28 protein-coding genes and 1 pseudogene are annotated in these 25,621 nt (G+C 34.7%); 8 read left to right on the plus strand and 21 right to left on the minus strand.

Annotated features, from left to right (window positions below):
* Positions 1–30 precede the first annotated feature (30 nt).
* The 3 genes from LNP23_RS22375 to LNP23_RS22385 form a co-directional block, all read right to left on the minus strand.
* Positions 31–750 (minus strand): hypothetical protein, encoded by a 720-nt coding sequence (locus tag LNP23_RS22375; protein ID WP_230002947.1) that lies wholly within the window; start codon positions 748–750, stop codon positions 31–33.
* 177 nt (positions 751–927) lie between these two features.
* The gene (locus LNP23_RS22380; protein ID WP_047778454.1) at positions 928–1,224 is read right to left on the minus strand and encodes a DciA family protein; all 297 of its coding nucleotides are present in this window, start codon (positions 1,222–1,224) and stop codon (positions 928–930) included.
* Positions 1,205–1,648: a lipocalin family protein gene (locus LNP23_RS22385; RefSeq protein ID WP_230002948.1), complete on the minus strand. Its 444-nt coding sequence runs from the start codon at positions 1,646–1,648 to the stop codon at positions 1,205–1,207. The genes LNP23_RS22380 and LNP23_RS22385 overlap by 20 nt, the downstream gene beginning before the upstream one ends.
* Before the next feature lie 222 nt (positions 1,649–1,870).
* Between LNP23_RS22385 and LNP23_RS22390 the strand changes: the two genes are divergently transcribed.
* Positions 1,871–2,935 (plus strand): serine hydrolase domain-containing protein, encoded by a 1,065-nt coding sequence (locus LNP23_RS22390; protein ID WP_230002949.1) that lies wholly within the window; start codon positions 1,871–1,873, stop codon positions 2,933–2,935.
* Here the strand turns inward: LNP23_RS22390 and LNP23_RS22395 are convergent, their stop codons facing one another.
* From LNP23_RS22395 to LNP23_RS22450, 12 genes are all read right to left on the minus strand, one after another.
* Positions 2,936–3,115, minus strand: coding sequence for a hypothetical protein (locus LNP23_RS22395; protein ID WP_230002950.1), 180 nt, complete (start codon positions 3,113–3,115; stop codon positions 2,936–2,938).
* A gap of 7 nt (positions 3,116–3,122) precedes the next feature.
* Positions 3,123–4,076, minus strand: coding sequence for a signal recognition particle-docking protein FtsY (gene ftsY, locus LNP23_RS22400; protein WP_047778458.1), 954 nt, complete (start codon positions 4,074–4,076; stop codon positions 3,123–3,125).
* Between the two features lie 242 nt (positions 4,077–4,318).
* Entirely contained in the window at positions 4,319–4,471 is a 153-nt protein-coding gene (locus LNP23_RS22405) for a DUF4295 domain-containing protein (RefSeq protein ID WP_082210668.1), read from the minus strand.
* A gap of 7 nt (positions 4,472–4,478) precedes the next feature.
* Positions 4,479–4,661: a 50S ribosomal protein L33 gene (gene rpmG, locus LNP23_RS22410; protein ID WP_047778459.1), complete on the minus strand. Its 183-nt coding sequence runs from the start codon at positions 4,659–4,661 to the stop codon at positions 4,479–4,481.
* A 27-nt stretch (positions 4,662–4,688) separates the two neighbouring features.
* Positions 4,689–4,925, minus strand: coding sequence for a 50S ribosomal protein L28 (rpmB, locus tag LNP23_RS22415; protein ID WP_008468080.1), 237 nt, complete (start codon positions 4,923–4,925; stop codon positions 4,689–4,691).
* A 71-nt stretch (positions 4,926–4,996) separates the two neighbouring features.
* A complete protein-coding gene (locus LNP23_RS22420) occupies positions 4,997–6,250 on the minus strand; it encodes a CinA family nicotinamide mononucleotide deamidase-related protein (protein ID WP_230002951.1) in 1,254 nt (417 codons plus the stop codon).
* Between the two features lie 209 nt (positions 6,251–6,459).
* On the minus strand, positions 6,460–6,804 hold the full coding sequence (locus tag LNP23_RS22425; RefSeq protein ID WP_047778461.1) for an Hpt domain-containing protein: 345 nt from the start codon (positions 6,802–6,804) through the stop codon (positions 6,460–6,462).
* Entirely contained in the window at positions 6,804–7,415 is a 612-nt protein-coding gene (locus LNP23_RS22430) for a fumarylacetoacetate hydrolase family protein (protein ID WP_230002952.1), read from the minus strand. The genes LNP23_RS22425 and LNP23_RS22430 overlap by 1 nt, the downstream gene beginning before the upstream one ends.
* Positions 7,416–7,658: 243 nt before the next feature.
* Positions 7,659–8,429 carry a 3'-5' exonuclease gene (locus LNP23_RS22435; RefSeq protein ID WP_047778463.1) on the minus strand — a complete coding sequence of 257 codons (771 nt, stop codon included), beginning with the start codon at positions 8,427–8,429 and terminating at the stop codon, positions 7,659–7,661.
* A gap of 164 nt (positions 8,430–8,593) precedes the next feature.
* Positions 8,594–9,943: a dihydrolipoamide acetyltransferase family protein gene (locus LNP23_RS22440; protein ID WP_230002953.1), complete on the minus strand. Its 1,350-nt coding sequence runs from the start codon at positions 9,941–9,943 to the stop codon at positions 8,594–8,596.
* Between the two features lie 84 nt (positions 9,944–10,027).
* Complete coding sequence (locus tag LNP23_RS22445) at positions 10,028–11,191, minus strand: glycosyltransferase family 2 protein (RefSeq protein WP_230002954.1); 1,164 nt, start codon at positions 11,189–11,191, stop codon at positions 10,028–10,030.
* A gap of 30 nt (positions 11,192–11,221) precedes the next feature.
* Positions 11,222–12,406, minus strand: a complete 1,185-nt coding sequence (locus LNP23_RS22450) for a BamA/TamA family outer membrane protein (RefSeq protein WP_230002955.1) — start codon at positions 12,404–12,406, stop codon at positions 11,222–11,224.
* 240 nt (positions 12,407–12,646) lie between these two features.
* Between LNP23_RS22450 and LNP23_RS22455 the strand changes: the two genes are divergently transcribed.
* On the plus strand, positions 12,647–13,210 hold the full coding sequence (locus LNP23_RS22455; RefSeq protein ID WP_230002956.1) for a hypothetical protein: 564 nt from the start codon (positions 12,647–12,649) through the stop codon (positions 13,208–13,210).
* 7 nt (positions 13,211–13,217) lie between these two features.
* Positions 13,218–13,619 (plus strand): hypothetical protein, encoded by a 402-nt coding sequence (locus LNP23_RS22460; RefSeq protein ID WP_047778468.1) that lies wholly within the window; start codon positions 13,218–13,220, stop codon positions 13,617–13,619.
* 155 nt (positions 13,620–13,774) lie between these two features.
* Here the strand turns inward: LNP23_RS22460 and LNP23_RS22465 are convergent, their stop codons facing one another.
* Entirely contained in the window at positions 13,775–14,965 is a 1,191-nt protein-coding gene (locus LNP23_RS22465; protein ID WP_230002957.1) for a DUF5009 domain-containing protein, read from the minus strand.
* Between the two features lie 136 nt (positions 14,966–15,101).
* Here LNP23_RS22465 and LNP23_RS22470 point away from each other — a divergent pair, with 136 nt between their 5' ends.
* Positions 15,102–15,839, plus strand: a complete 738-nt coding sequence (locus tag LNP23_RS22470) for a tyrosine-protein phosphatase (RefSeq protein ID WP_230002958.1) — start codon at positions 15,102–15,104, stop codon at positions 15,837–15,839.
* Here LNP23_RS22470 and LNP23_RS22475 read toward each other — a convergent pair whose 3' ends face one another.
* Positions 15,840–17,258: an undecaprenyl-phosphate glucose phosphotransferase gene (locus LNP23_RS22475; protein ID WP_047778471.1), complete on the minus strand. Its 1,419-nt coding sequence runs from the start codon at positions 17,256–17,258 to the stop codon at positions 15,840–15,842.
* Between the two features lie 595 nt (positions 17,259–17,853).
* Between LNP23_RS22475 and LNP23_RS22480 the strand changes: the two genes are divergently transcribed.
* Positions 17,854–18,822: a T9SS C-terminal target domain-containing protein gene (locus tag LNP23_RS22480; RefSeq protein WP_230002959.1), complete on the plus strand. Its 969-nt coding sequence runs from the start codon at positions 17,854–17,856 to the stop codon at positions 18,820–18,822.
* Between the two features lie 205 nt (positions 18,823–19,027).
* Here LNP23_RS22480 and LNP23_RS22485 read toward each other — a convergent pair whose 3' ends face one another.
* Together LNP23_RS22485 and LNP23_RS22490 are read right to left on the minus strand one after the other, a co-directional pair.
* The gene (locus tag LNP23_RS22485; protein WP_230002960.1) at positions 19,028–19,759 is read right to left on the minus strand and encodes a DUF4386 domain-containing protein; all 732 of its coding nucleotides are present in this window, start codon (positions 19,757–19,759) and stop codon (positions 19,028–19,030) included.
* A 43-nt stretch (positions 19,760–19,802) separates the two neighbouring features.
* Positions 19,803–20,237, minus strand: a complete 435-nt coding sequence (locus LNP23_RS22490) for a DUF6326 family protein (protein WP_230002961.1) — start codon at positions 20,235–20,237, stop codon at positions 19,803–19,805.
* A gap of 208 nt (positions 20,238–20,445) precedes the next feature.
* Here LNP23_RS22490 and LNP23_RS22495 point away from each other — a divergent pair.
* From LNP23_RS22495 to LNP23_RS22505, 3 genes and pseudogenes are all read left to right on the plus strand, one after another.
* Positions 20,446–20,571: pseudogene (locus LNP23_RS22495) on the plus strand (zeta toxin); the annotation flags it as partial.
* Positions 20,572–20,633: 62 nt separating this feature from the next.
* Positions 20,634–20,789: a hypothetical protein gene (locus tag LNP23_RS22500; RefSeq protein ID WP_165579390.1), complete on the plus strand. Its 156-nt coding sequence runs from the start codon at positions 20,634–20,636 to the stop codon at positions 20,787–20,789.
* A gap of 424 nt (positions 20,790–21,213) precedes the next feature.
* Positions 21,214–23,076 (plus strand): ABC-F family ATP-binding cassette domain-containing protein, encoded by a 1,863-nt coding sequence (locus LNP23_RS22505; protein WP_047778474.1) that lies wholly within the window; start codon positions 21,214–21,216, stop codon positions 23,074–23,076.
* Positions 23,077–23,235: 159 nt separating this feature from the next.
* On the opposite strand, the gene LNP23_RS22510 is transcribed toward LNP23_RS22505, so the two are convergent.
* On the minus strand, positions 23,236–23,604 hold the full coding sequence (locus tag LNP23_RS22510; protein ID WP_230002962.1) for a four helix bundle protein: 369 nt from the start codon (positions 23,602–23,604) through the stop codon (positions 23,236–23,238).
* Positions 23,605–23,806: 202 nt separating this feature from the next.
* Complete coding sequence (locus tag LNP23_RS22515) at positions 23,807–25,357, minus strand: SDR family NAD(P)-dependent oxidoreductase (RefSeq protein WP_230005173.1); 1,551 nt, start codon at positions 25,355–25,357, stop codon at positions 23,807–23,809.
* Between the last annotated feature and the right edge of the window lie 264 nt (positions 25,358–25,621).

Raw genomic sequence — 25,621 nt, forward strand, 5'->3', positions numbered from 1 at the left:
GTTTCTTGCTTTTATATAACTTATAGAATATTAAAGATTATCAGCCGTCTTTTTAACGATTTTAGCCACTTTTTCATCTAAATCTTTTAGCAGTTCTTCTAATGCACTTTCACACATTGGTAGTACTTTCTCAGGCGTTAAAACAGGAATTCCGCCTACAATAACTCCCGTTTTCTTAGAGTTTTCTCCTTCGGTGAATGCAAATACTTTTTTACCGTTTTTATCGTACAAAGCAAGTCTTACATTCGCTCTCATTTTAACTGTTCCGGTTCCACCAACAGCGAATCCTTTTTGTAGAGAAAAATGGATTTCTGTAAACAAAACACCATCGGCAACTTCTTTAAAGATGGTAGCTGTTCCAACTTCATTGGCTTCACCTGCCATACCTTCGTAAATATATTTGTATCCAGGGTAATTGATGATCGTTTTTCCTGCATCACCTTCTCTGGCAAATTTTGGTGTAAAATCAATATACTCTTGTTTTTGAGTCACTTCATTCTCAGGAATCAAATCAAACGGAAATTTCTTAGAATACACCTCAAAAAAAGCAGTGTGATATTTCTCTAAAATAGGAGCAAGATTAAAATTCGGGTCACTTCCTAAGTCCGCTATTGCGGCTAAACCATTTAGTCCCAGACTAGAAAGATCAATTGTTTTGTCAGTATAAAAACCGACAACTGCTACTTTTTTCTTTTGTGAATAACCGTTTAAAGTGCATAACACTGTTAAAATAAGTAATGCTTTTTTCATTTTTTGGAATTTGTTTTTTTAGGTTTTGATTAATTAAATAAGCACTTTTTTTTATTTATTAAAAAAATACTTACCGGTCAAATGTATCATAAAAAAAACACTTCCAAAACAGAAGTGTTACTTTTATTTTTAAGACTGAAGTCTACTAATCTAATTCCTTTTAAAGATCAAAAAAGCCTAACGTAAAATAACGTCTTTAACCACGTCTCTACCCAATTCCTCATTAATCATCCTGATGATTTTAGACTTTCCGTGACTCAATTCATCTCTTAAAACAGATGACCCAAGCTCGACATATAAAGTACCATTTTTTAAAACGACGTTTCTGGTATAGGTGTTAACACCATTCCCCATCAACTGTCTCCAGGCTTCCTTTACATCAATCTGATCCATTCCGGGTTGCAATTTATTTACCTGAATGATCTGCTTTAAAACAGCCCCAATCGTACTTTCGTTATTTAGTCTCTTTGCCATCGTTTATGATATTTATTGGTCCTGCTTTTTTATAATGATATTCTTTATTCTCAGCATTTTTCACCACCATTTCATCATCAGACAACGTTAGTAATTCCTCGCTCCACTTTGCATAATCTGTTTTATAATCCAAATAAACTTTATCGTCGGTAAAACGAACGGAAACATTTTCAAATGTATCTGTAGACAAAAAAGTACCATCGAGTTGCGGTGCTACTTTTGTTCGTACTCCTTTGTTGTTCTTTTCAATTTTAAAGAAATCAAAAGTTTCATTCATTTTAAAATCCTTTATTTCACCTTTATCAAAAACCACTTTAGTAATTTCCCAATAACCATTTAACTTCGCAATATCTGCCGGTTTAATATCCTGTTTGCATCCAACAAACAAAAGAGACAAAACCAAAATCATAAAAGTGTTTTTCATATTCTAAATTAATTAAAAAATTCAATTGTTCCCATTCTTGCTGCCTTGGGACTATAATAAACAGAAGAGCCTGTTTTTAATCCGACACCAGTCCTGCATTCAAAAGAAAATCCGTGAACTACAAAGTTAACTTTATAAAGATTCAAAAGAAATAAAAATACACAAAACCCATTAAACTATTTTACCAATTTTTAGTCAAACTTTAAACCAAAACCTAAAAACATGACCAAAGCCATTTTTAAACTCCTGATATTCTTAAGCTTTATCAGTTGTAGTAAAGAGTCCTCCGATACAGCATCTACACCTGCACAAAATATGTATTTTCCTCCATTAACAGGAACTATCTGGGAAACACAATCGGTCTCAGACCTCAAATGGAATCAAAATGCAGTACAGCCTCTTTTAGATTATTTAGAATTAAAGAACTCCAAATCTTTTATTCTTTTAGTAAATGGGCGAATTGTTTTAGAGTACTACTTCAATGACCACACTGCCACCACCAACTGGTATTGGGCAAGCGCAGGAAAGACATTAACAGCAACCATTACGGGAATCGCACAACAAGAGGGGCTGATCAATATTAACAATAAAGTTTCTCAATACATCGGCACGGGTTGGACAAGCGAAACAGTCGCGCAGGAAGACGCGATTACCTGCAAACATTTACTAACTATGACATCGGGACTTGACGACAGTACTGACAATGTAGATCCTGCCAGTTTAATCTACAAAGCCGACGCAGGAAAACGATGGGCGTATCATAATGTATATGTAAAATTGCAGGACGTTGTGGCGCAGGCAAGTGGTCAAACCTGGCAAAATTATTTCAACAGTAAATTAAGAGATAAAATCGGTATGAATGGCAACTGGGTTCAACTTGGCGCTAATAGTGTTTACACAAGTACCACAAGAAGCATGGCACGCTTTGGACTTTTAATGCTCAACAAAGGCAAATGGAACAACGATGTGATTCTAAATGAAAATTACTTCACAGAGGCCACAAACACTTCACAAGCGATCAATTTAGGATACGGTTACTTATGGTGGTTAAACGGCAAAGCAAATTACCATTTACCACAATCACAGCTTACCTTTCCGGGAAGTATAATTCCAACGGCTCCAAATGATATGTTTATGGCCTTAGGTAAAAACGACCAAAAAATATATGTCGTACCAAGCAAAAATATGGTTGTAATCAGAATGGGGGACGCGGCAGACAATGTCAACTTAGCCTTATCTGATTTTGACAAAACTTTATGGGAGAAAATTAATGCTTTGTATCTCTAACTATTTTTTAGTACGGATTCTTTTTAACATTCCCATAAAGAAGAATCCTAAACCAAGAACCAATAAGACGTAATAAAACGATAAACTTTTATCTTTTAAAACATTCGCTAATACAAAACTTACAACGCTTGCGAAATAGAAAGCAACAGGCGTTATATTTTTTAAAGAAGAAAAACTCATTCTGCTATTATTTAAAAAAACTATCTACAAATTCATATTTATTAAAGACCTGAAGATCTTCAATACCTTCACCAACACCAATGTATTTTACAGGAATCTGAAATTGATCTGAAATACCAATCACAACACCACCTTTAGCAGTTCCGTCTAATTTGGTTACGGCAAGTGAAGTCACTTCTGTAGCGGCAGTAAACTGTTTTGCCTGCTCAAAAGCATTTTGACCAGTTGAACCATCTAAAACCAAAAGTACATCATGAGGAGCGTCTTCTACTACTTTCTGCATGACACGTTTTACTTTGGTAAGCTCGTTCATTAAATTGACTTTATTATGAAGACGTCCCGCTGTATCAATAATAACAACATCCGCATTTTGAGCTACGGCAGACTGCAAAGTATCAAAAGCAACAGAAGCAGGATCACTTCCCATGTTTTGTCTCACGATTGGCACATCTACTCGATCTGCCCATACCTGCAATTGATCAATAGCAGCGGCTCTAAATGTATCTGCAGCTCCTAGAACAACTTTGTAACCGGCTTTTTTAAACTGATAAGCCAATTTACCAATAGTCGTTGTTTTACCAACTCCATTAACACCAACCACCATCAAAACGTACGGTTTTTTATCCTTTGGAATTTCAAACTCAGTAGCTTCACCTCTATTGGTTTCAGACAACAAACCACCTATTTCTTCGCGAAGAATTTGATTCAACTCTTCGGTTCCTAAATATTTATCATCAGCAACTCGTTTTTCAATTCTTGAAATTATTTTCAACGTTGTATTTACACCAACATCAGAAGCTACCAGAATTTCCTCCAGATCATCTAAAACAGCATCATCAACTTTAGATTTTCCGGCAACGGCTTTGCTTAACTTTGAAAAAAAAGTACTTTTTGATTTTTCAAGACCTTTGTCTAAAGTCTCTTTCTTTTCACTAGAGAATAATTTTTTAAAAAAACTCATTTGTTATTTGTTGTTAGTTTTTCAGATTAGCTGATTTTTTGAGGATCTAAATAATCTTAAGATACACAGAAGAGATTTTAGTATTCACCGGTTTAACCACTACCTCATCCATTACTAAAGAAGAGATCGGAAACCTTTTTAAAAGTGCAATACTACTCACTTCTATAAAATTTTAGACAAATATAAAAAATAAAAAAGCTACTTCCGAATGAAAGTAGCTTTTCTATATACTGTGTATGTTATTATTTCTTTTTCAAGAAATTATCAACTTCTTCAGGAGCCATAATAGATTCTACGAATGTATATGCACCAGTTTTAGGAGATTTTATCATTTTAATTGCTTTTGATAATCTCTTAGAAGCTGTCTGTAACGATGCTACGGTTTTCTTTGCCATGACTTAATTATTTAATTTCTTTATGAACAGTTACACGTTTCAAGATTGGATTAAATTTCTTAATCTCAAGTCTATCCGGAGTATTTTTCTTGTTCTTAGTTGTTATATATCTAGAAGTACCTGAAACACCAGAAGTCTTGTGTTCCGTGCATTCTAAAATTACCTGGATTCTATTACCTTTCTTTGCCATCTTGCTATATATTTATTTAGGAAAAGATTATTTGATAAATCCTTCTGACTGTGCTTTTTTCAAAACAGCAGTGATTCCATTTTTATTAATTGTTTTTATCGTAGATGCTGCTACTCTAAGAGTAATCCATCTATCTTCTTCTGGAAGATAAAAACGCTTTTTAACTAAGTTTACAGAAAACTTTCTCTTAGTTTTGTTCATAGCGTGAGAAACGTTATTTCCTACCATCGCTCTTTTACCTGTAAGGTCACAAACTCTTGACATTATACTTTACTTTTATCGTTATTCAAAATCAGGGTGCAAAGAAAAGAAAAATAAACCATTGTAGCAAAAAATTATTGCACAATTTTTAAAATTTCTTTCTGTAATATTTCTAAACTCTTAATACTCGCCCTATCTATCACTTTTTCACGGGGTTGCCCAAAGTTAAACTCTTCGACAATTATATCGTCCGGAGTAGCCAAAGCGATAAAAACGGTGCCAATTTCAGCATCCGAGTCTCCTTTTGACGGTCCGGCGTTACCAGTTGTCGCAATTGCATAATCTGTTTTAAGCAGCTCTTTTACACCCAAAGCCATAGCAGATGCCACCTCTTTACTTACTACCGAAAATTCCTCTACTAATTCCCGTGAGACACCAAGAACATTAACCTTCACATCAGTATGATACGAAACAACACTCCCCATAAAATACTTTGAAGCTCCGGGAACAGCTGACAAAATCGACGCTATTTTCCCTCCGGTAAAACTTTCTGCTGTAGCAATGGTTTTATTTTCTTTTTTAAGCAATTTACCGACTACAGACTCTATTGTTTCATTTTCTTCATAGCCAACTATAATATCATGAATTATAGCGTCTAAAGCCTTTATATTATCTTCTAATGCCGCTTCAAGAACCTCTTTATCCGTACCTCGTGCCGAAAGACGCAAACGCACTCTCCCGGGATTTGGCAAATAGGCCAGTTTAATAAAATCAGGTAAATTATTTTCCCAATCTTCAATACGTTCCGCGACTAAACTCTCTCCCTGACCATAGGTTAAAATTGTCTTATGAATAATATAGGGACGTTTATATTCGCGAACAATCTTGGGAACTATTTCATTCTCGACTAAATACTTCATCTCATACGGAACTCCCGGAAGCGAAATAAATACCGTATTTTCTTTCTTCATCCACATTCCTGGTGCCGTACCCACTTTATTAGGCAAAACGGTACAGGTTGAAGGCACCAAAGCCTGATCTTTATTCAATTGCGAAATAGGACGCTTGTAAAAACCTTCAATCAATTCCGTTACATGAGCCAATACTTCGGGATTCACAACTAGCTCATCATCAAAATATTCGCAAAATGTTTTTTTGGTTACATCATCTTTTGTTGGCCCCAAACCACCTGTTACGATTACAACATCGACTTTGTTTTGCAGTTGTGCAAAGGTGTCCAAAATATGCTTTTTATCATCACTTATCGAAATCATTTCTGTGACTTCTACCCCAATTCTGTCTAATGATTTAGCAATAAACCCCGAATTGGTATCAATGATTTGACCAATTAATATTTCATCCCCAATGGTTATAATCGTAGCCTTCATATAAATGCTGTTTTTATTTATTGTGATTCAGTTAGTATTAAAAGAAATAAAGCAACGTAAGAAGCAGAAAAAGTGCTCTTTCACTACAAAAGAAACACTTGATTAATCCAAAATTCCAAAAAACAAAAAAAGCCAGCATATAATCCGACTTTGATTTTTAATTTTAAGTTACAAACGCAGAAAGAACAAATTCGGGCCAAGCCAAAATTTTACAGGTCAAAGTCTTTTTTAATTTCTTTGACTGCATCTTTTACCTGTTCTCTGATACTTTTGAAAGTTTCGATGATTTCTTTTTTCTTGCCTTCGGCTTTTGTCCAGGCTTCTACTTGAAGAATTTCTTCAAATGCCATATTCAACCCCATTAAATCTAATGTTGGTTTAATCTTATGCGCATAAGAATAAGCGTACTTATGATCTTTCTTTTTAATCCCTTCTTTAATTTGTTTCAAATCTTCAGGGACTTCCGTAACAAATAGTTTTAGAATTTCGTTTACGAATTCAGGATCATTGTCTGAAAGCGCATAAACTTTCGAAAGGTTATACTTTAAAGCCATTATTTTACTTGTATTCTAAATAGTTTTTTATCTTCCAAAAAGCCTTCTAAAACGTCGTTTGATTTTACAGCAGCAACACCTTCGGGCGTTCCTGTAAAAATAATGTCGCCAATTTTTAATGTAAAATACTGTGACACATACGCAACCAGTTCATCAATTTTCCAAAGCATAAAGCTTGTATTTCCTTTTTGAACCGTCTTAGAATTATTTGTTAATTCAAAAGTAAGATTTTCCATAGAAACAAAATCAGTTTTAGGCAAAAAATCACCAATGACAGCAGAGCCATCAAACGCTTTTGCTTTCTCCCAAGGCAATCCTTTCGCTTTCAATTTCTCTTGTAAATCTCTGGCCGTAAAATCAATACCTACACTAATTTCATCATAGTACTTATGAGCAAATTTTGGCTCTATATACTTTCCAACTTTATTAATTTTAACGATTATCTCTATTTCGTGATGAATTTCTTCGGAAAATTCCGGAATCACAAACGGATGTTGCTTTAACAAAACAGCCGAATCCGGTTTCATAAAAACAACAGGCTCTGTTGGTCTTTCGTTTTTTAACTCTTCAATATGATTGGTATAATTTCTACCGATACAGATGATTTTCATTCTTTTTTTAAGTTACTAAGTTTACTAAGCTGCTAAGTTGCTAAGAAAATGAGCCTAAAAACTCAGGATTTTAAAACCTTAGATTCTCAGAATCTTATTTTGTAATATATGATCTAACTTTTACCTATACAGATAAATTTCTTTTTTTTCATACTCTAAGTCGCTAAGGCTCTGAGGTTCTAAGTAAATAAGAACGTAAGTCGCAAAAAACTCAGAAACTCAGAATCTTAGCCTCTCAGGACCTTACTTCGTATTTAATCTTCTTAGTTTAATAGCTGTTAAGACCTTTTTGGTATATAGTGGGAAATCCGCATTTTGAATCCAGCTGAAATATCCGGGCTCTGTTTCTAACACTTTCTCTACTTTCGCACCTTTGTGTTTTCCGAAAGTAAAAACTTCTTCATTGTCTTTATCAAAAGCAATCATTCCGGCAAAATCAGCGATTTTTTTTCGGGTTGTAAATTCCGACAACACTTTCATATCATTCTCCAATTCCGGATAACGATCTAATTGTGCTTTTAAAATTTCGTACGTTGCCATGGTATCTGCTTCCGCTGAGTGTGCATTTTCTAAGCTTTTTCCACAATAAAACTTCAATGCAGCACTTAAAGTACGCTCTTCCATCTTGTGAAAAATAGTCTGTACATCTACAGAAACTTTATTTTTCATATCAAAATCAACTCCGGCACGAAGCAACTCTTCAGCCAAAAGCGGAATATCAAAACGATCTGAATTAAACCCACCCAAATCACTGTCTTTAATCATCGTATAAACCTGCTGCGCAAGCTCATTAAAAGTAGGCTCATTCGCAACCTTCTCATCTGTTATTCCATGAACAGCAGTAGTTTGAGGCGGAATCGGAATTGTAGGATTCACTAACCAAGTTTTACTTTCTTTATTTCCGTTTGGAAAAACTTTGAATATTGAAATTTCTACTATTCTGTCTTTTCCGATATCAATACCTGTCGTTTCAAGATCGAAAAAACAAATTGGTTTATTGAGTTTGAGTTCCATTTTTGAATTTTATAAGTTTACAAATATAATTTTTAAAGCTGAATTTCACTTCTTTTTTTCATAAAGTTCCCAATTCCCACTTTGACTTTAACACTAAAGCCCAAAGAAAAACCCTTTCAACGTTTAAATGTCGAAAGGGCTTTTTATATATCAAACAGCTACTTTTAGAAATCTCTGTTTACATCAAATGCTTCTAAATATTCTGCCACTCTTTTTACAAAACTTCCACCTAAAGCACCATCTACAACTCTATGATCGTAAGAGTGAGACAAGAACATTTTTTGACGGATTCCGATAAAGTCTCCTTCAGGAGTTTCGATAACTGCCGGTACTTTACGAATTGCTCCAAGAGCTAAAATTCCAACTTGCGGTTGATTGATAATTGGCGTTCCGAAAACACTTCCAAAAGTTCCCACATTTGTAACCGTGTAAGTTCCTCCTTGCGTGTCGTCCGGTTTTAATTTTCCTGCTTTTGCACGACCACCAAGATCATTAACCGCTTTTGCCATTCCAACAAGATTTAATTGATCCGCATTTTTAATAACCGGTACAATTAAATTTCCGTTTGGTAAAGCCGCAGCCATTCCTAAATTTATATTTTTCTTTTTAATGATATAATCACCATCAACTGAGATGTTCATTCCAGGGAAATCTTTTAATGCTTTCGCAACCGCTTCCATCATAATTGGAGTAAAAGTAAGTTTCTCGCCTTCTCTTTTCTCAAAAGCGGTTTTAACTTTATCTCTCCATTTCACGATATTCGTTACATCAACTTCAATAAAGGATTGTACGTGAGCCGAAGTCTGCACGGAAGCCACCATATAACCTGAAATCAATTTACGCATTCTGTCCATTTCGATGATTTCATCACCTCCGTTTACAGAAACCGGAACTGCTTGTTGACTTTTCTGAACCACTGGTTCTGCCCCTTTTGGAGCCGCAACTTCTTTAACCGGTTCAACAACCGCTTTTGGAGCAACTACTGCACCTGCTTTGCGATCACTTATATACTTAAGAATATCTTCTTTTGTAACACGTCCGTCTTTTCCTGAACCTTGAATACTATCCAGCTCAGCAACAGAAACACCTTCTTCTTTTGCAATGTTTTTTACAAGTGGGGAAAAGAATTTTTCTGATGTCGAAAAATCCTGAGGAGCAGCGACCGCCTCTTTAGCTCCTTCAATCGTTTTTTCGATTTCAGTTGCCTCAGCAGGAGTTGATTCTTCGTCTGCAATTTTATCTACCAAAAACGACGATGCTGTTTCAACACCACCTTCAGTTTCGATAATTGCAATTACCTGTCCTACCTGAACTAAATCATCTTTGCCAAATAATCTTTCGACTAAAATCCCAGTTACTTCACTCGGCACTTCACTATCAACCTTGTCAGTTGCTATTTCCAGTACCGCTTCGTCAGCTTCAATTTTGTCTCCAACCTCTTTCAACCAGTTTGTAATAGTTGCTTCAGCTACACTTTCTCCCATTTTAGGAAGCTTTAATTCAAATCTTGCCATATTGTTAACCTCAAGGGTGATTTTGATTTTCCGATTGCGAAATTACTGAATATTTTATATATAAATTACATTTAATATAATTTTTTACTTGATTTTTATAATTTGCCCCCTTTCATTTCTGGAATTGCTTCCAATAATAAAATTTGCATTTTTGGGGAAAATCTTAAAAGTAATACGCTTATCTTTAATAGTTTCTATGATTTTGATACAATTTCTAAATGAAACATGCTGATTATCTAAAATAATCTCCACTCTTTTACCCTTCAAAACCTGCCACGAATTTACCATTTTTTCTTTTTTGAAATCGAATATATCGACTTTATTTTTCAAAATAACAGACAAATTTTCAGACAAATTTATATCTGAAGAATACAAAACATAACTTTCCGGTCCCGGTTTGACTTTTGATTTTCCCTGAAACATTTTAACAAATGAAAAAAAGAGAATTCCCATTTTTATGAAAACAGAAAAAAACAACGATTTCTTAAAATGTTTTTGGTAAAAAAACGTCATAGCTTCCTGGAAACGTTTCATGTATTTTTCGTCTTTCACGGTACTTTCTCCCTTGTAATGCAGTACCGCTGTGTCGTGAAAATAATAGTTTTCTTTTTCCTTTAACAAAGCCCGATACGAGAGATCAATGTCGTCTGCGTACATAAAACAAGCTTCATCGAAACCTTTCAAATCAAGGTACAGATCTCTTTTCATCAACATAAAAGCACCTACCAGAATAGCTACTTTTCCGGTTTCATTTTCTGAAATATGTTGTGCGTAATATTGATTAAAAAGACGCCATTGCGGGAAAACTTTATACAAACCAAAAATCTTGGTAAAAGCTACCCAGGGTGTTGGAATTCCACGTTTACTTTCAGGTAAAAAATTACCTGTTCCGTCAATCAACTTACAACCCACAATTCCTAAATTGGTTTGTTCTTCGGCGAAAGCCAAAATTTTAACAAAACTATCTTCCGCTACAATTGTATCGGGGTTAAGAATGCAAACGTATTTTCCCTGTGCTTGTGCCACTCCAATATTATTTCCTTTCGGAAAACCGAAATTCTCTTTGTTCTCAATTAATTTCACAGTAGGAAATCGCTCTTTCATCATCAAACAGCTGTCATCAGAGGAATTATTATCTATTACTATAATTTCTGCATCAAGAGTGGAGATGGCATTTTGAACACTTAAAACGCATTGTTCCAGAAAATAACGGACATTATAATTGAGAATAATAACTGATAATTGCATGAAAAGAAAAAATATATATTTTTGCGAAAGTTAGAAATTTTCAGCCAATCCCAGTCGCAATGACCAATCGTTTTTGCTGACTCCAAAATCTAAAACTAAATTACTGCTGTTTTGTTTGTTCCATTTAATCCGCAATCCTGTCCCGACGGCCGGATTCCATTTGGCGAATTGATAGGTATCCAATTTCGAAACGGAAGAAACATTAGCAAAAAACACCGCGCCAATAAATCCGTTTTTGGTTATATCGGTTCTGTATTCACTTTCAAAATAGAGCAGCGCATTACTTCTGTATCTGTTTTTGGTAAAACCACGTCCTGTTTTTCCTTCACGATCCCAGCCAATACTGGGCAAATCGAGATAATGGGGTTTTCCTCCAAAAGTAGACCAATAAAAGGCTCTTGAAGCCCAAACCCTGTGCTTGGTCTTGCTGAACGAATGGTACTTTCTGGCATCAACATACAAAGATCTCCACTTATCCCCTTCTACTCCGCTTGTATTGATTCTTAGATCTGCTTCAACATACAAACCCTGCTCGGGATTAATGGTATTCTTTCTGGAATCGTACAATCCCTGAAAAGCATATCCGAATGAAGTTTCATTAGAAAAATCACCTTTCATATATTTGAAATAATCCGTTTCTTCTTCGATATAAGATTCTTCGGAAAGATTTTGATAATTATCGAATAACAACCCTAATCCCATTCGGAAATTACCAACGACCTTGCGGTTGGCAAATTGATAAAAACGCCACTGCTGATAATCTAAAGTTGACATTTCTTCTTTGGCATTGTGCTCTCCTAAACCATAAGTGAGCTGAGGATAAATCAGATACCGATAATCTCCGATAAAATTCCATTTATCATCTTTGGTATAAATATAAGTCTGAATCGGAAAAACATATTGATTGGAGAAACTGAAATAGGGCGAAAAAGTAACTTGTGACATTTTGGTTTTTTCATGATCGTCGCCCAGATAAAAACTCGTCAAAAAAGAAACCACCAATCCCGTACTTGAATTGGCATCAACAGGAACGGGTAATAAAGAGAAAGCCAATTTTTTGTCTTTACTTTTTTTAACAGAATCGTTTTTATTGAAGAGCTTATAGAGAACATCCCGAATGTCATTCTTTTCCACAGCAGTACTGTCATTTTGCGAATAACAAACCGACATCAAAAAAAAGAAAAACAAGAGGGATTTTGTTTTCAAACTATTCATTAAAAGCAATTTAAGAATCGATTCTTACAAATTTAAAGTTTTCTTAATAAAATTTAGATATATTCGGGGAGAATATTTTCCAGAAGAGTATATTTGGAATTGTTTAAATCCTATAAGTTATTTAAGTTCATTTAACTGGGTATTAATTGAAAAGATCACTGTTAACGAAAATCACTTATTTTTGGGCTTTTTGAATTATCCTTGTTTCTTTTAAAAATAATTATCTAATAAACTAAAAACATGATTCGTTTACCAGTTTCATTTCTTGTTGTTTTATTTTTTATTTCCGGTTTTACTAACAAGAGAAATACTCGGGATCTGGTAAAAGAAAATGATTGGTACATAGCGGGGCCGGTCAAAGAGAATCAGACAACTCTAAACGAAATTCGGCAGAAAGAAGGGGTTCTTCGCGTAACGGCCAAAGACAGTCCGGTTGGGGAAATTGAATTGAATGTGATGATTACAGCATCCGACTCCAATGATGGTGTCGCGACTAATTTATCAGACCATTCAAAATTTGTGAGCATTACCTATAAATCCACCCAACTTATTAAATTGCAGGCTCGCGAAGGAAACAAAGAAGGAACGGGTTGCATACATGGAGGTTCACACCCGAGAGTTGATTTACCTGCATCTCCGAATAAATTTACAACCTTGAAAATTCCGTGGACCCATTTTAAGCAAGATGGTTTGCCGAACGGAAAACTTTTAGACATATACAATCTTTGCAAATTCAATTTTGTGAATTACAATCCGGCATCAGGATCTGTTCTGGAAATAAAATCGGTTATCCTTCAAAACTAAAATCAATATGAAAAACAAAATTCAGCTCTTTCTTTTCTTCCTTCTGGTATTTTCAAATTTCGGCTTCAGCCAAGAAAAAACTATTCCGGCAAAAACAAATATAAACGGTGTTTGGGAAGACATCAATTCAGGTGTTCAGAATGCTGTGGCCATTATCACAGAACAAAATGGAAAAGTCATTTTTTCTCATTATTTAGAATGGAAAGGACAAAAATTTACAGAAAGCGGAATCGGAAAAAGAACCGGAAATACCATAATCTATACCGTTGATGTGACACTACCGATTGAAGGCTGGGCAACACAAGGCACCCATACCCTGACTCTTTCTGCAGACGGCAATACTCTTGAAGGCACTTATATAGACAATAAAAAAAGAACCGGAGCGATTGCTTTTAAGCGCGTGAGGTGAGGGTTTTTTAGTCGCAGTCGCAGTTATGCTGAGGGGTGAAAAAGTCGCAGTCGCAGTTTTCAGTCGCGGTTAACCTGGGACTGAAAACTGGGGCCGGAAACTGGGACTGAAAACTGGGACTGAAAACTGAGACTGGAAACTGAGACTGAAAACTTTCACAGATGCAACTGAATCTTATATCTGTTGCAGATTTTCATGACCAGTAACATAATTGTCGAAAAAACTAAAGACCAGATAATTCCGGGAAGTCCTTCGCGAAAATAGTCGGGAATTATATGCAGATTAAAAGCCTTACTGAAATAGTAAATAACACCCGGTAAAATATAAATCAATAAAGGATTTGCGGCGGCGGGCATAAAGAAATTACTCCATTTGGTTTGTTTTTTGATCTCCATTAGCCAATAAAGAAAATAGAAAAGCACTGTGCAAATTGTTGCTGAAAACATAGTCCAGGATGGAGTTCCTTTTATTTTTGAGATTCCGAAATAGGGTCTTAACAAATAGCCGGTTACAAAAAACAAAACCGCAAAACCAATCACAGCCCAATTTACTTTTGGCGCTACTTTTCGATCAAAAAACAGTAACGAAATAACCACACCTGCTGCTACCAGCGAAGCATGCGTCAAATGTCCTGCAATAAAATTAAACCACGAGTTCTGATGAAGTGCTGATTCGGGTATTAGATTAATTGAATTGGCGACAACACAAACAATCAAAAACAAAATCATTGCCCCTAATTTTCCTGAAACCAACCAATAATAAACTACTGTTAGCAGATACGCCCATCCGATTAAGCCTAAAATTCCCCACCATTGTGGTGTCATCCCTATTGCTCCGGTGTTTTGAACGTATAGAAAATAGAGTGTCACTAACACGGCTATTCCACCATATTGCAAGGTGTTTTTTAGCCACAACGGGAAATTCTTGTCGTACTTATTCCAAATCGGAATTGGCATTGTAAACGCTAAAAGTCCCCAAAAGGCTGGAGTTATAATCATCTTTGCAGCGTCGTAACCGTCACTTGCATTGACCATAAAAACGCCAATAATGATTAAAGCCAAAGCTCTTTTTAAAGTATGTGTCCAAATCGTTTTAGAACTATCTCCTTTTACTAATCGCGCATTAAAAGCAAAAGGAATCGACATTCCGACGATAAATAAAAATGCCGGAAAAACTAAATCAACAAAGGTCATAGCATCTGCATCTGCGGGCATGTGCTTCATCCATTGCGGTACATTTTTAACGCTTGCCAGTTCATTGACAAAAATCATCACAAAAATGGTGATTCCACGTAAAGCATCTATCGAAATAATCCTTTGATTGTATAAATTTTCTTTTATTTTCATAAATTATTGCACTTTTAATACCACCAAATATACTATAAATCTAAAATGATAACTTAGATTATTACCTTAATTTTGGGGCCTAAAATTCCATTTAACAAATTCTCTAAAAACACCTCTTTTTTTTTACTTTTGCCGCATGTTATCATTTTTAAAATCAAAACCGTTTCTAAAGGATCTTCTTTCGGAAAACTACGTCGATATTCATTCCCATTTACTACCGGGAATCGATGATGGCGCCAAAACCATAACCGAAACGCTCGAACTTACCAAAGGGTTTCAGGAAATTGGAATTTCTCAATTTATTACAACGCCACATATCAAACATCATATTTGGGATAATTCGTCTCAATCTATTAGTACAAATCAAAAACAAGCAGCAATTGCCTTAGAAGAAAACGGCATTAAAATTCCATTTCAGGCTGCGGCAGAATATTTCGTTGATGATTGGTTTGAGCATCATTTTAAATCTGAAAAACTACTTACTTTAAAAGACAATTATGTGCTGATAGAGATCTCCTATATCAGTCCGCCCATACAATTGCATAAAATACTTTTTGACTTACGAGTTGCAGGTTACACCCCCATTTTAGCACATCCCGAAAGATACCTGTATTATCATAAAAACTTCAAAGAATACGAAAAACTAAAGAAAACCGGTTGTTTGTTTCAGCTGAATTTACTGGCTGTTGTTGGCTATTATGGTAATGAAATTACCCAAATCACAGAAGAGTTGTTAAAAAGAGGAATGTATAATTTTGTGGGATCTGATGTGCATCACCATACCCATATTAAGGAATTTTACAAAAAGGTAAAAGTGCGAGACATTACTGCTCTAAAGGAAGTTATCTCGAACAATCAATTTTTTAGGTTCTAATTAATAAGCGTTCTCTTCTCCATTAAAAACATTAATAATCGTTCTGACGATAATTTTCATATCCAATAATAAACTCCAGTTTTCGATATACCAAATATCATACTCGACTCTGTTTTCCATATCGATAAGTTCTTTTGTTTCGCCACGATACCCATTAACTTGTGCCCAGCCTGTTATTCCGGGTTTTGCATATTGTCTTACTAAGTAATTATTGATCAGTTCACTGTATTCTTTTGCCAGATTTACCATGTGCGGTCTTGGACCAACAACGGACATATCGCCTAAAAAAACATTAAAAAACTGTGGCAATTCATCAACACTTGTTTTCCGAATAAAAGCGCCAAACCTCGTAATTCTGCTATCTCCCTTTCCTGCTTGTTTATCGTGTGCCAAATCATTGACATACATACTTCTGAACTTAAAACACATAAAAGTTTGATTGTCTCTTCCTGAACGCTCTTGCTTAAAAAAAACCGGTCCGGGCGATTCTATTTTTATAATCAGCGCTACGATTGGCAAAAGCCATGGAAAAATCAATACAATAACGGCTAGAGAGAAACAAATATCAAATACTTTTTTAACAAGTCTGTTTGAAGCAAATTCTAAAGGCTCCGGGCGAAACATGAGAACAGGTGTGTTTTCATAGAAGACCACCTCAACTTTACTTGACTTTGTGTACAATTGAAAATCGGGAATAAACTTGATCCGAATCATATTCTGCTCGCAAATTTTGATGAGTTTATTGATTATTTCCACTTTATCGATGTGAAGCGCTACATACATTTCATCCACTTTTTCTTTGACAATAAAATCCTGAATACTATCAAACTCTCCTAAAAAAGGGCCTGAAATAGTAGACGAAACGGCCGTTCTATCATCAAAAAAACCTAAAAATCGATACCCATAAGTTAAATCCTTGGCTAATATTTTACGCATTCTTTCTCCGGTATCATTGGCTCCAACGATAATCACTTTTTGAAAGTTATAACCATTGGCTCTGATTTTCTTTAAAATTTTCATCAGTATATAGCGGAAGATCATTATGATAAAAAAGAAAAACAAATAGAAGAACAACAGCCGAAGTCTTGAAACATCTTCGTATTTCAGGAAGACAACAAAAATGGAAACTATCGCAGCATGAATGAGAATTTTGTTTATTGTCCTTCTTAATATCGATTCTATGCGTTCAATTCGTACCATTCGATAAGAGTCTCTATAAAGTAACAAACCGATCCAGATTAAATTCATCAGCAAAACAATAGCCCTCTCTTCTTTTGAAGAAAGCTCCTCTAAATTTCCAAATCGCGCCAAGGCTGAAAGATTGATTGCCGCATTTAATAATAAGATATCAAAAAAGACAAACAAAAGTTTGAAATAACGGGAAATACGGTAATTGGAGATCTTTTGTGAAATTGTCATATTTGGGGGATCAAGCTTAATCGTTTTGAATCTAAACTTAATAAAATTTTACTAACGCAAAGTACCATTTTAATTATATAATTCAAGATGTTCGTTATATTAATCTGTTTAATTGTAATGTGAGTCGAAACAGTATTGCAACGACTTAAAAAACTACTCGAGCAAGAGCTATCACATAGATTGGTTCTTGCAAAAAGGTTTTCACCGGCATTGAATATTGTTTCTGTTTTTCTTTATATCAACTGTCTTCTATTCTAAAGCAACCGTCATTTTAAAATTTAACAATCAGCTACTCTCTCTAAAAGCATACTTTAAAACTTATACTACAAATCTAGCCAGAAATTACAAAATAAAACATCTAAAATCACAATGCGTTAATATCCGCATAGTTTTAATTAATAATCACTGAACTGCTGTTCGTAATCAGGCAAAAAAAGCGAGCTACTTTCCGCTTCTTAAAGCATTGATTTTAAATTAGGAGTCCAAAAAAGCTGCTTCTTATCTTACTTCCTAATCCAAAACCAGTCCTTTAAATTATTTTTATACTGTTCTTTTATTTTTTACTTTTAGCTGACCTGATCCTAAAGTTTGCGCAATGATAAAAACATTTTCCTTATTTTTCTTAATCCTATCATCAACATATGGTCAAGTTTCAGGTTGTACAGATCCTCTTTCTAAAAATTACAATCCGTCTGCCACATTAAATGACGGAAGTTGTTTGTATCAAAATTTAAAAATAAAACCGGAATACTCCATTAGATTAAGTGATTCTGTAAAAGAAACCTCAGGACTAATTGCATTCGACAACTTATTATGGACACACAATGACGATCACGATACGACCGTCTATGGATTAGATTCTTTAGGGAAAATCAGAAAAAAAGTTATTCTTAAACCTGTACTTAATCAGGACTGGGAAGAAATTTCGCAAGACAGTACCCATTTATATCTGGGTGATTTTGGAAATAACTTGCACGGAAACCGAAACGATCTCCATATTTTGAAAATCGAAAAAAGAGGTTTTACAGAAGAAAACCCCATTATAGACACTATTTCCTTTTCGTATTCCGATCAAAATGATTTCAAACCACAGAAAGGAAATACAACTAATTTTGACTGTGAAGCTTTTATAGTATCGAAAGACAGTATTTATATATTTTCTAAACAATGGGACTCCTCTAAAACCCACATTTATGCATTGCCAAACCAACCCGGAAATCATATTGCCCAATACAAAGAAAGTATTGATACAAAAGGTTTAGTAACAGGCGCCACTTATTTAGAATCCAAAAAACTGGTCGTCCTTTGTGGTTATTCTAAAACTGGAAAAACCTTTTTATACCTTTTATACGATTTTAAAGACCATCATTTCTCCAGCGGAAATAAAAGAAAAATAGCACTTAAACTCCCTTTTCATCAGATAGAAGGAATCGCTACGAAAGATGGCCTACATTATTATTTAACTAACGAATCTTTGACTCGAAAACCAATTCTGAATGTGCCACAGCAGATGCATTATTTTGATTTGAGTACTTTATTAAATTCTTATCTGAATCAATTATAACAAACCCATTAACTGTAATTCAGCTAAATGCTATTTAACACATAGATTTAGGATTATCAATTTGAGGTATTTCAAGAAAATTACAATTTCTTCACATAGCCCTATGTGATTTATTTAAAGTAAAACGTCTTTTCTAATCTTTGTTAACTATGGCTCTAAGTGTTAAAATTAATTGTAACCAAAGAGTTTAATAATAGTTATGTATTTAATTATTTAAAGCTTCTAATGGCGTTACGGATTGTTTTTCCTTCGCTCCCATTATTAAAAGCCACAAACAGGTTCCTATTTCTCCAAGAGTTGCCGGTAGTTGTATAAAAGACGAAATCCTTAAATCTGAATAATTAGACCCTAAAGAAAAGCCTAAAAAATTAATCAGATAACTAAAGCAACCCAACATTAAAAGAACACCCAAAAACTTAGGAATAATACCTGATTTAAAAACCAAATACCCAAAAGGAAACAGCCATAATCCCCAAAATATCTGAACAATTAAATTGCCATTATCATACTGGTTCAAATGAAACAAAACCTGATCCTGCAGCTGCGTGCCAGTGTAAACTTTGGCATTATTATAACCGTTTATAATAGATAGAACCGCATATTTATGCTGTATGTTTATAAAAGATATCGGCACACTGACTACTGCCAAAACAACCATCAGTTTTGCATACGTAGCTTGAACTGACTTTAACAATCGATATAAAGCAAAAGGTAAAAACAAAAAGAAAGTATAACAAATTAAGCTGCTCACCATACCTAAGCGGAAAAGAAATTCAGCCCCCTTTATATTATTAAACGTGACTAAGGCATTGTCCCAAACAATTAATTGCGATGGAACATAGGCCAGACTGAAAATACCGGTTAAGACTACAACTAAATACAATAATCCTGCTATTCTGGCCTTCTTTTTATTGGACATCTTTCTTTGATTCTTCATTTTTTGGTGGTTATTTAGTTAGTCTTTCTTTTAGGCTCTATTTCTAGCTGTTTATTCTAGGCCATTTATAGGCATTCCAAACAATTAGTGCCGTAATAAAACTTTCTACGACTGCCAGAAACACATAAAAAGTCCACCATGGCGCAATTGAAGTAACGGCTATTAAAAGCATAATTGCGGTATACAGAATCCCAAAAACAATATTCAGCCCTCTATTTATTTTAGGCTTTAGTACCACTGACAAAAAAATCATTAGCGCAGGCACTGTCATTAATAGTGTTGCTGCAAATAATTTAAAAGGAGTATCCAACATTGCTTCTCCTTCTATAAATTCCTCTACTTTATTGGGTACATAAAGCGAAAAATAATCTCCATAAATATAACAAAACATCACCGACGCCCACATTGCCGAGAGTTTGATTTTTATATTAATTTTGAAGTCCTCCAAATTTCCTGATTTTATTTTATTTTCGCTCATTTTTAAGGATTTATGTTTTTTAATAGGTCTAAACTTTTTTGATTTTGTTACAGTTTGTTTTACTGCGAATTATTTATTAGAACATTTACTTTCTGCAAAAGTTACTTTTTGGGGTTTAATTCAAAAAATTATAATTTCGATCCCTTTAGTACTATAACGTTGGTACAAATAATTTATACCAACCGTGTGTAAATTATTTACCTTTGTTATGATGAATAGAAATCTTTATATAATTGCAGGTTGCAATGGTGCGGGTAAAACGACCGCCTCATTTACTATTCTTCCAAAAATATTAGACTGTAAAGAGTTTGTTAATGCAGATGAAATTGCAAAAAAACATTAGATACAACTATTGATATTATCAATAAAATTCTATAAACTTAAAAATAATCAAATATGAAAGAGCACAAAACAACACCCACTCAGGAGAAAGTTTTAGAGGGAATGGATAAAGTTTATGAAAATTTAATTGAGTTTAAAAAGAAAGCGAATAGTGATTTGGTGGTTATGGAAAATGGCAAAATTATACGAATAAAACCTTCTACGTTATAAAACTTCCTAAAACAAAGAATCTTCAATCAGAGCCCTCTTCCTAACCCCTTCAAATACTACCTTATATCTAAATTATCGTTCTCCAATAACAGCAGAACACTATCAATTTCAGTCTTTCGCTCAACTCTTTGATTACTAAAAAAGCAGCGTTACAAAATATTCAAAATAATACTGAAAAGAAAAAACGCACTGAATTGCAAGAAACAACCTTAAAAAATCACCCCTAAGCGGCAATTCATAAAAAGATTTAAAGCCGTCAAAGCATCGAAATTCCAAAGCAAAAAGATAGTTGCAAAGCTATCTTTTTTTGTTTGCTTCAAAAAGCTATCTTTGCGCCATCTTTTTTAGAGCACTCAAAAGTTAGAGACTAAATTAGTTACCTATTTTTAAACAATAAAAAACTGACTTTCAGTTACCAATTTTCATGAATTACTTATCAGTCGAGAATATATCCAAATCATTTGGCGAAAGAACCTTATTTGACAACATCTCATTTGGAATCAATAAAGACCAAAAAATTGCTTTTATTGCCAAAAATGGTTCGGGAAAAACAACCATTATGAGCATTATTAATGGTCTGGACGAACCGGACACAGGTCAGGTTGTTTTAAGAAAAGGGATCCGAATGGCGTTTCTTTCACAAGACAATAATCTTCAGGAAGAATTGACAATCGAAGAAAGTATTTTTGCTTCGGACAATGAAACCCTTAAGGTAATTGAAGCCTACGAAAAGGCATTAGAAAATCCAAATGATGAAGAAGCCTATCAAAAAGCTTTCGACGGAATGGATCAACACAATGCGTGGGATTTTGAGACGCAATACAAGCAAATTTTATTCAAATTAAAACTGGAAGATTTTAAACTAAAAGTAAAAAATCTTTCGGGAGGACAGAAAAAACGTCTTTCATTGGCTATTATTTTGATCAATCGTCCTGATTTATTGATTTTGGATGAGCCAACCAACCACTTGGATTTGGAAATGATCGAATGGTTGGAGAGTTATTTTGCCAAAGAAAACATTACGTTGTTTATGGTAACGCACGACCGTTTCTTCTTAGAACGTGTTTGTAACGAAATCATCGAATTGGACAACGGAAAATTATACCAATACAAAGGAAATTACTCGTACTATTTAGAGAAAAAAGAAGAGCGAATTACTTCTGAAAATGCGAGTGTTGACAAAGCCAAAAACTTATTCGTAAAAGAATTGGAATGGATGCGTCGTCAGCCCAAAGCGAGAACGACAAAATCAAAATCGCGTCAGGATGATTTTTACTTAATCAAAGAAAAAGCACAAAGCCGTCGTCAGGAGAACAAAGTGGAACTTGAAATTAACATGGAACGTATGGGAAGCAAGATTATCGAGCTTCACAAAATTTCTAAAAAGTTTAAAGACCATGTTATACTGGATAATTTTAGTTTTGATTTCCAACGTGGAGCGCGTATCGGAATCATTGGTAAAAACGGAACAGGAAAATCTACTTTCCTGAATTTACTTACCGGAACGCTTCCGTTAGACAGTGGTCGTGTGGTAAAAGGAGATACGATAAAAGTGGGTTATTATACACAAACCGGAATCAATCCGAAACCCAATCAGCGTGTCATTGACATTATAAAAGAATACGGTGAATTTATTCCACTTGCAAAAGGCAGAATGATCTCGGCCTCTCAATTGTTGGAGCGTTTTCTTTTTGATGCTAAAAAACAGTACGACTTTGTAGAGAAATTAAGTGGTGGTGAATTAAAACGTTTGTATTTATGTACCGTTTTGATTCAGAATCCAAACTTTTTGATTCTGGATGAGCCTACCAACGATTTAGATATTGTAACCCTAAACGTTTTAGAAAGCTTCCTTTTGGATTATCCGGGTTGTTTGCTGGTAGTATCGCACGATAGATATTTTATGGATAAAATTGTCGATCATTTATTTGTTTTCAGAGGAAACGGAGAAATCGAAAATTTCCCTGGAAACTATTCTGACTTTAGAGCTTACGAAGACAGTGCCGATGTGGCCCAAAAAGAAGAAAACAAAGCAGAAAAGAAAGATTGGAAACAAAATAATCCAACCGGAAATTTAACTTTCAACGAGCAAAAAGAATATCAAAAACTGGAAAGAGAAATTAAAGATTTAGAGATTGACAAAACTAAAATCGAACAATTATTCTCCGATGGTAAAGTTGCCGATGCTGATATCGAAAAGAAAGCAAAAGAGCTTGAAAACATTATCAAGAAAATCGACCAGAAAGAAGAACGCTGGTTCGAGCTTTCAGCTAAAATTGAAGGATAAACTTTAGTTTTCAGTCGCAGTGGCAGTTTTCAGTTGTATTGCCGAAGTTCTTTAACTATAAAAAATCCGTAACGAAACTAGTTTTGTTACGGATTTTTTATGTTCTTATATTTCTTTATTAATTAGAATTAGACCAATATTATCTTTGAACAAATCACACTAAACTATGCATCCAAATTTACCGGGGTTATGTATCATATAATTGATCAACTTTCCTATTTCGATACTTTTTACATTTAAATCATCAAATACGTCTTTATTAATATAGTTGCACTGAAATGAGAATTCTAACCACACGTTTGTCTCTGAATTTTCAGCATCACTGTCTGTTAGCTTACTTATAAAATGATTTACATACCTTCGTTTTCTATAACTCTCAGAAATATTAGCACTTACACTTCTTGATGATCTCCGAATTTGATCTGTAAGCGAATATTTTTCTTCCAAAGGAAATGATTTTGACAGTTCAAATATCTCCATCGCAAGCTGAAATGACTTTTTATAAGCCAGCAGTTCTTTAAAATCCATGAATTTATTTTTTTGCAAGAATACTAAAAAATAACGAAAAATACTACAATTATATGAAAAACGAAGCCTAAGGCAATAGACTTAAAGTGTCAGACTGACCAAAGTCGAAACCCAACTAAACCCCTTCAACCAAGCTCAGCACGACACTAGTACAAATTAAGACTGAAAACTGAGACCGAAAACTGAGACTGAAACTAAAACCCTACCACGGAATCGGGTTATAATCTTTCAAAAACTTCCCACACCAGTGTTTTCCTGTATTAATACCATCAAACAAGGGATCCATAACTCTTGCGGCTCCATCAACAATATCCAGTGGTGGTTGAAAATCTTCCAATTCTTGTTTCTTTTTGGCCAATTCTGCAGGATCTTCGTCGGTTACCCAACCGGTGTCTACCGCATTCATAAAAATACCATGTTTAGCCAATGTTCCAGATGAAGTATGTGTCAGCATATTTAAAGCCGCTTTCGCCATATTGGTATGCGGATGACGGTCTTCTTTAAAAAAGCGATGGAATTTTCCTTCCATAGCCGAAACATTAATAATATGTTTTTTTCCGGTATTGTCTTTCTTCATTACCTCCGAAAGACGATTACACAATACAAAAGGCGCCACCGAATTTACCAATTGAACTTCAATCATTTCTGTCGTTTCTATTTGGCCCAAACGCAAACGCCAGCTATTTGTTTTTCTTAAATCCACCTGCTGTAAATCGGCATCTAATTCTCCTTCCGGAAAAACTTCATTAGCAACCAAAGCATTATCAAAAGAATATGGGATTTGAGATAATTTGGCCGAAGCACGTAATCCAATACCAGGTTCCGGTCCATGCCAGGTGACCGGCATGTTCTGATTGGAAGAAGCTCCAGAAGTCAGCACTTTTAATTCGTCCAGACAATTGGTATGATCCAGTAATAATTCTTGCGCTTGTTTTGGTAAAGAACTTATCTGGCGTTCTTCATTTTCCATTAGATGGGTATAAAATCCCGCAGGACGTCTTACCGTTTGTGCTGCATTATTAATTAGTATATCCAATCGTTCGTATTTTTGCTCTATAAAATTGCAGAAAATCTCCACACTTGGGATATGTCTTAAATCTAATCCGTGAATTTTCAAGCGATGACCCCATTCCATGAAATCATCTTCTTTAGAAAAACGCAATGCAGAATCCACAGGAAAACGAGTTGTTGCAATAACAGTCGCTCCTCCTCGCAAAAGCATCAGCGTGATATGATAGCCAATTTTTAGTCGGGAACCTGTAATAACGGCAACCTGCCCTTTTACATCAGCCGTTTGAAAACGTTTGGCATAATTAAAATCACCACAATCTGTACACATCGTATCATAAAAATGATGCATTTTGGTAAAACTAGTTTTACAAACATAACAGTTTCTCGGTGTCTCTAATTCTAATTGTTCTTTATGAGCAAGATCATTAAAAGCCAATAATTTTGGGGCTACAAACACACTTGCTTCACGCGCATGACGAATTCCGGTTTCTTTACGAGCCGTTTTGTCTTTCTTTTCTTTTTTGCGTTTGGCAGCTTCTTTACCCTCTTTAACTCGTCTGGAAAATTCCCCACGATCCGGTCTGGAAAACATTCCGGCTTCTTTTAGCAAAGCTATTCTTTGCTCTTTAGGAATCTCAAAGATCTGATTCGTTTCTGCATTCAATTGCGCCAAAACAGCGATGCAACGTTCAATATCCTCCGAAGTTAGTATACTCTTATCCTCTATTTCTTCCTTCAACATCATAAAATGTGTATTTTTTCAAGGCCGCAAATATAGTCTTTTTAGCGCCTTAAATGCGAAAAGCAGAAAGGTCTGGTCAGGCTTAATGACTTTTCATATTACGATTCTCACATTTCATGTTTCATGTTTCATGTTCCGTGTTTCATGTTTCATGTTCCGTGTTTCATGTTTCATGTTTCATGTTCCGTGTTTCATGTTTCATGTTTCATGTTTCGTGTTTCATGTTTCACGTTTCATGTTTCATGTTTTACAATTCACATTTCA

Source organism: Flavobacterium cupriresistens, assembly GCF_020911925.1.
GTDB lineage: Bacteria > Bacteroidota > Bacteroidia > Flavobacteriales > Flavobacteriaceae > Flavobacterium > Flavobacterium cupriresistens.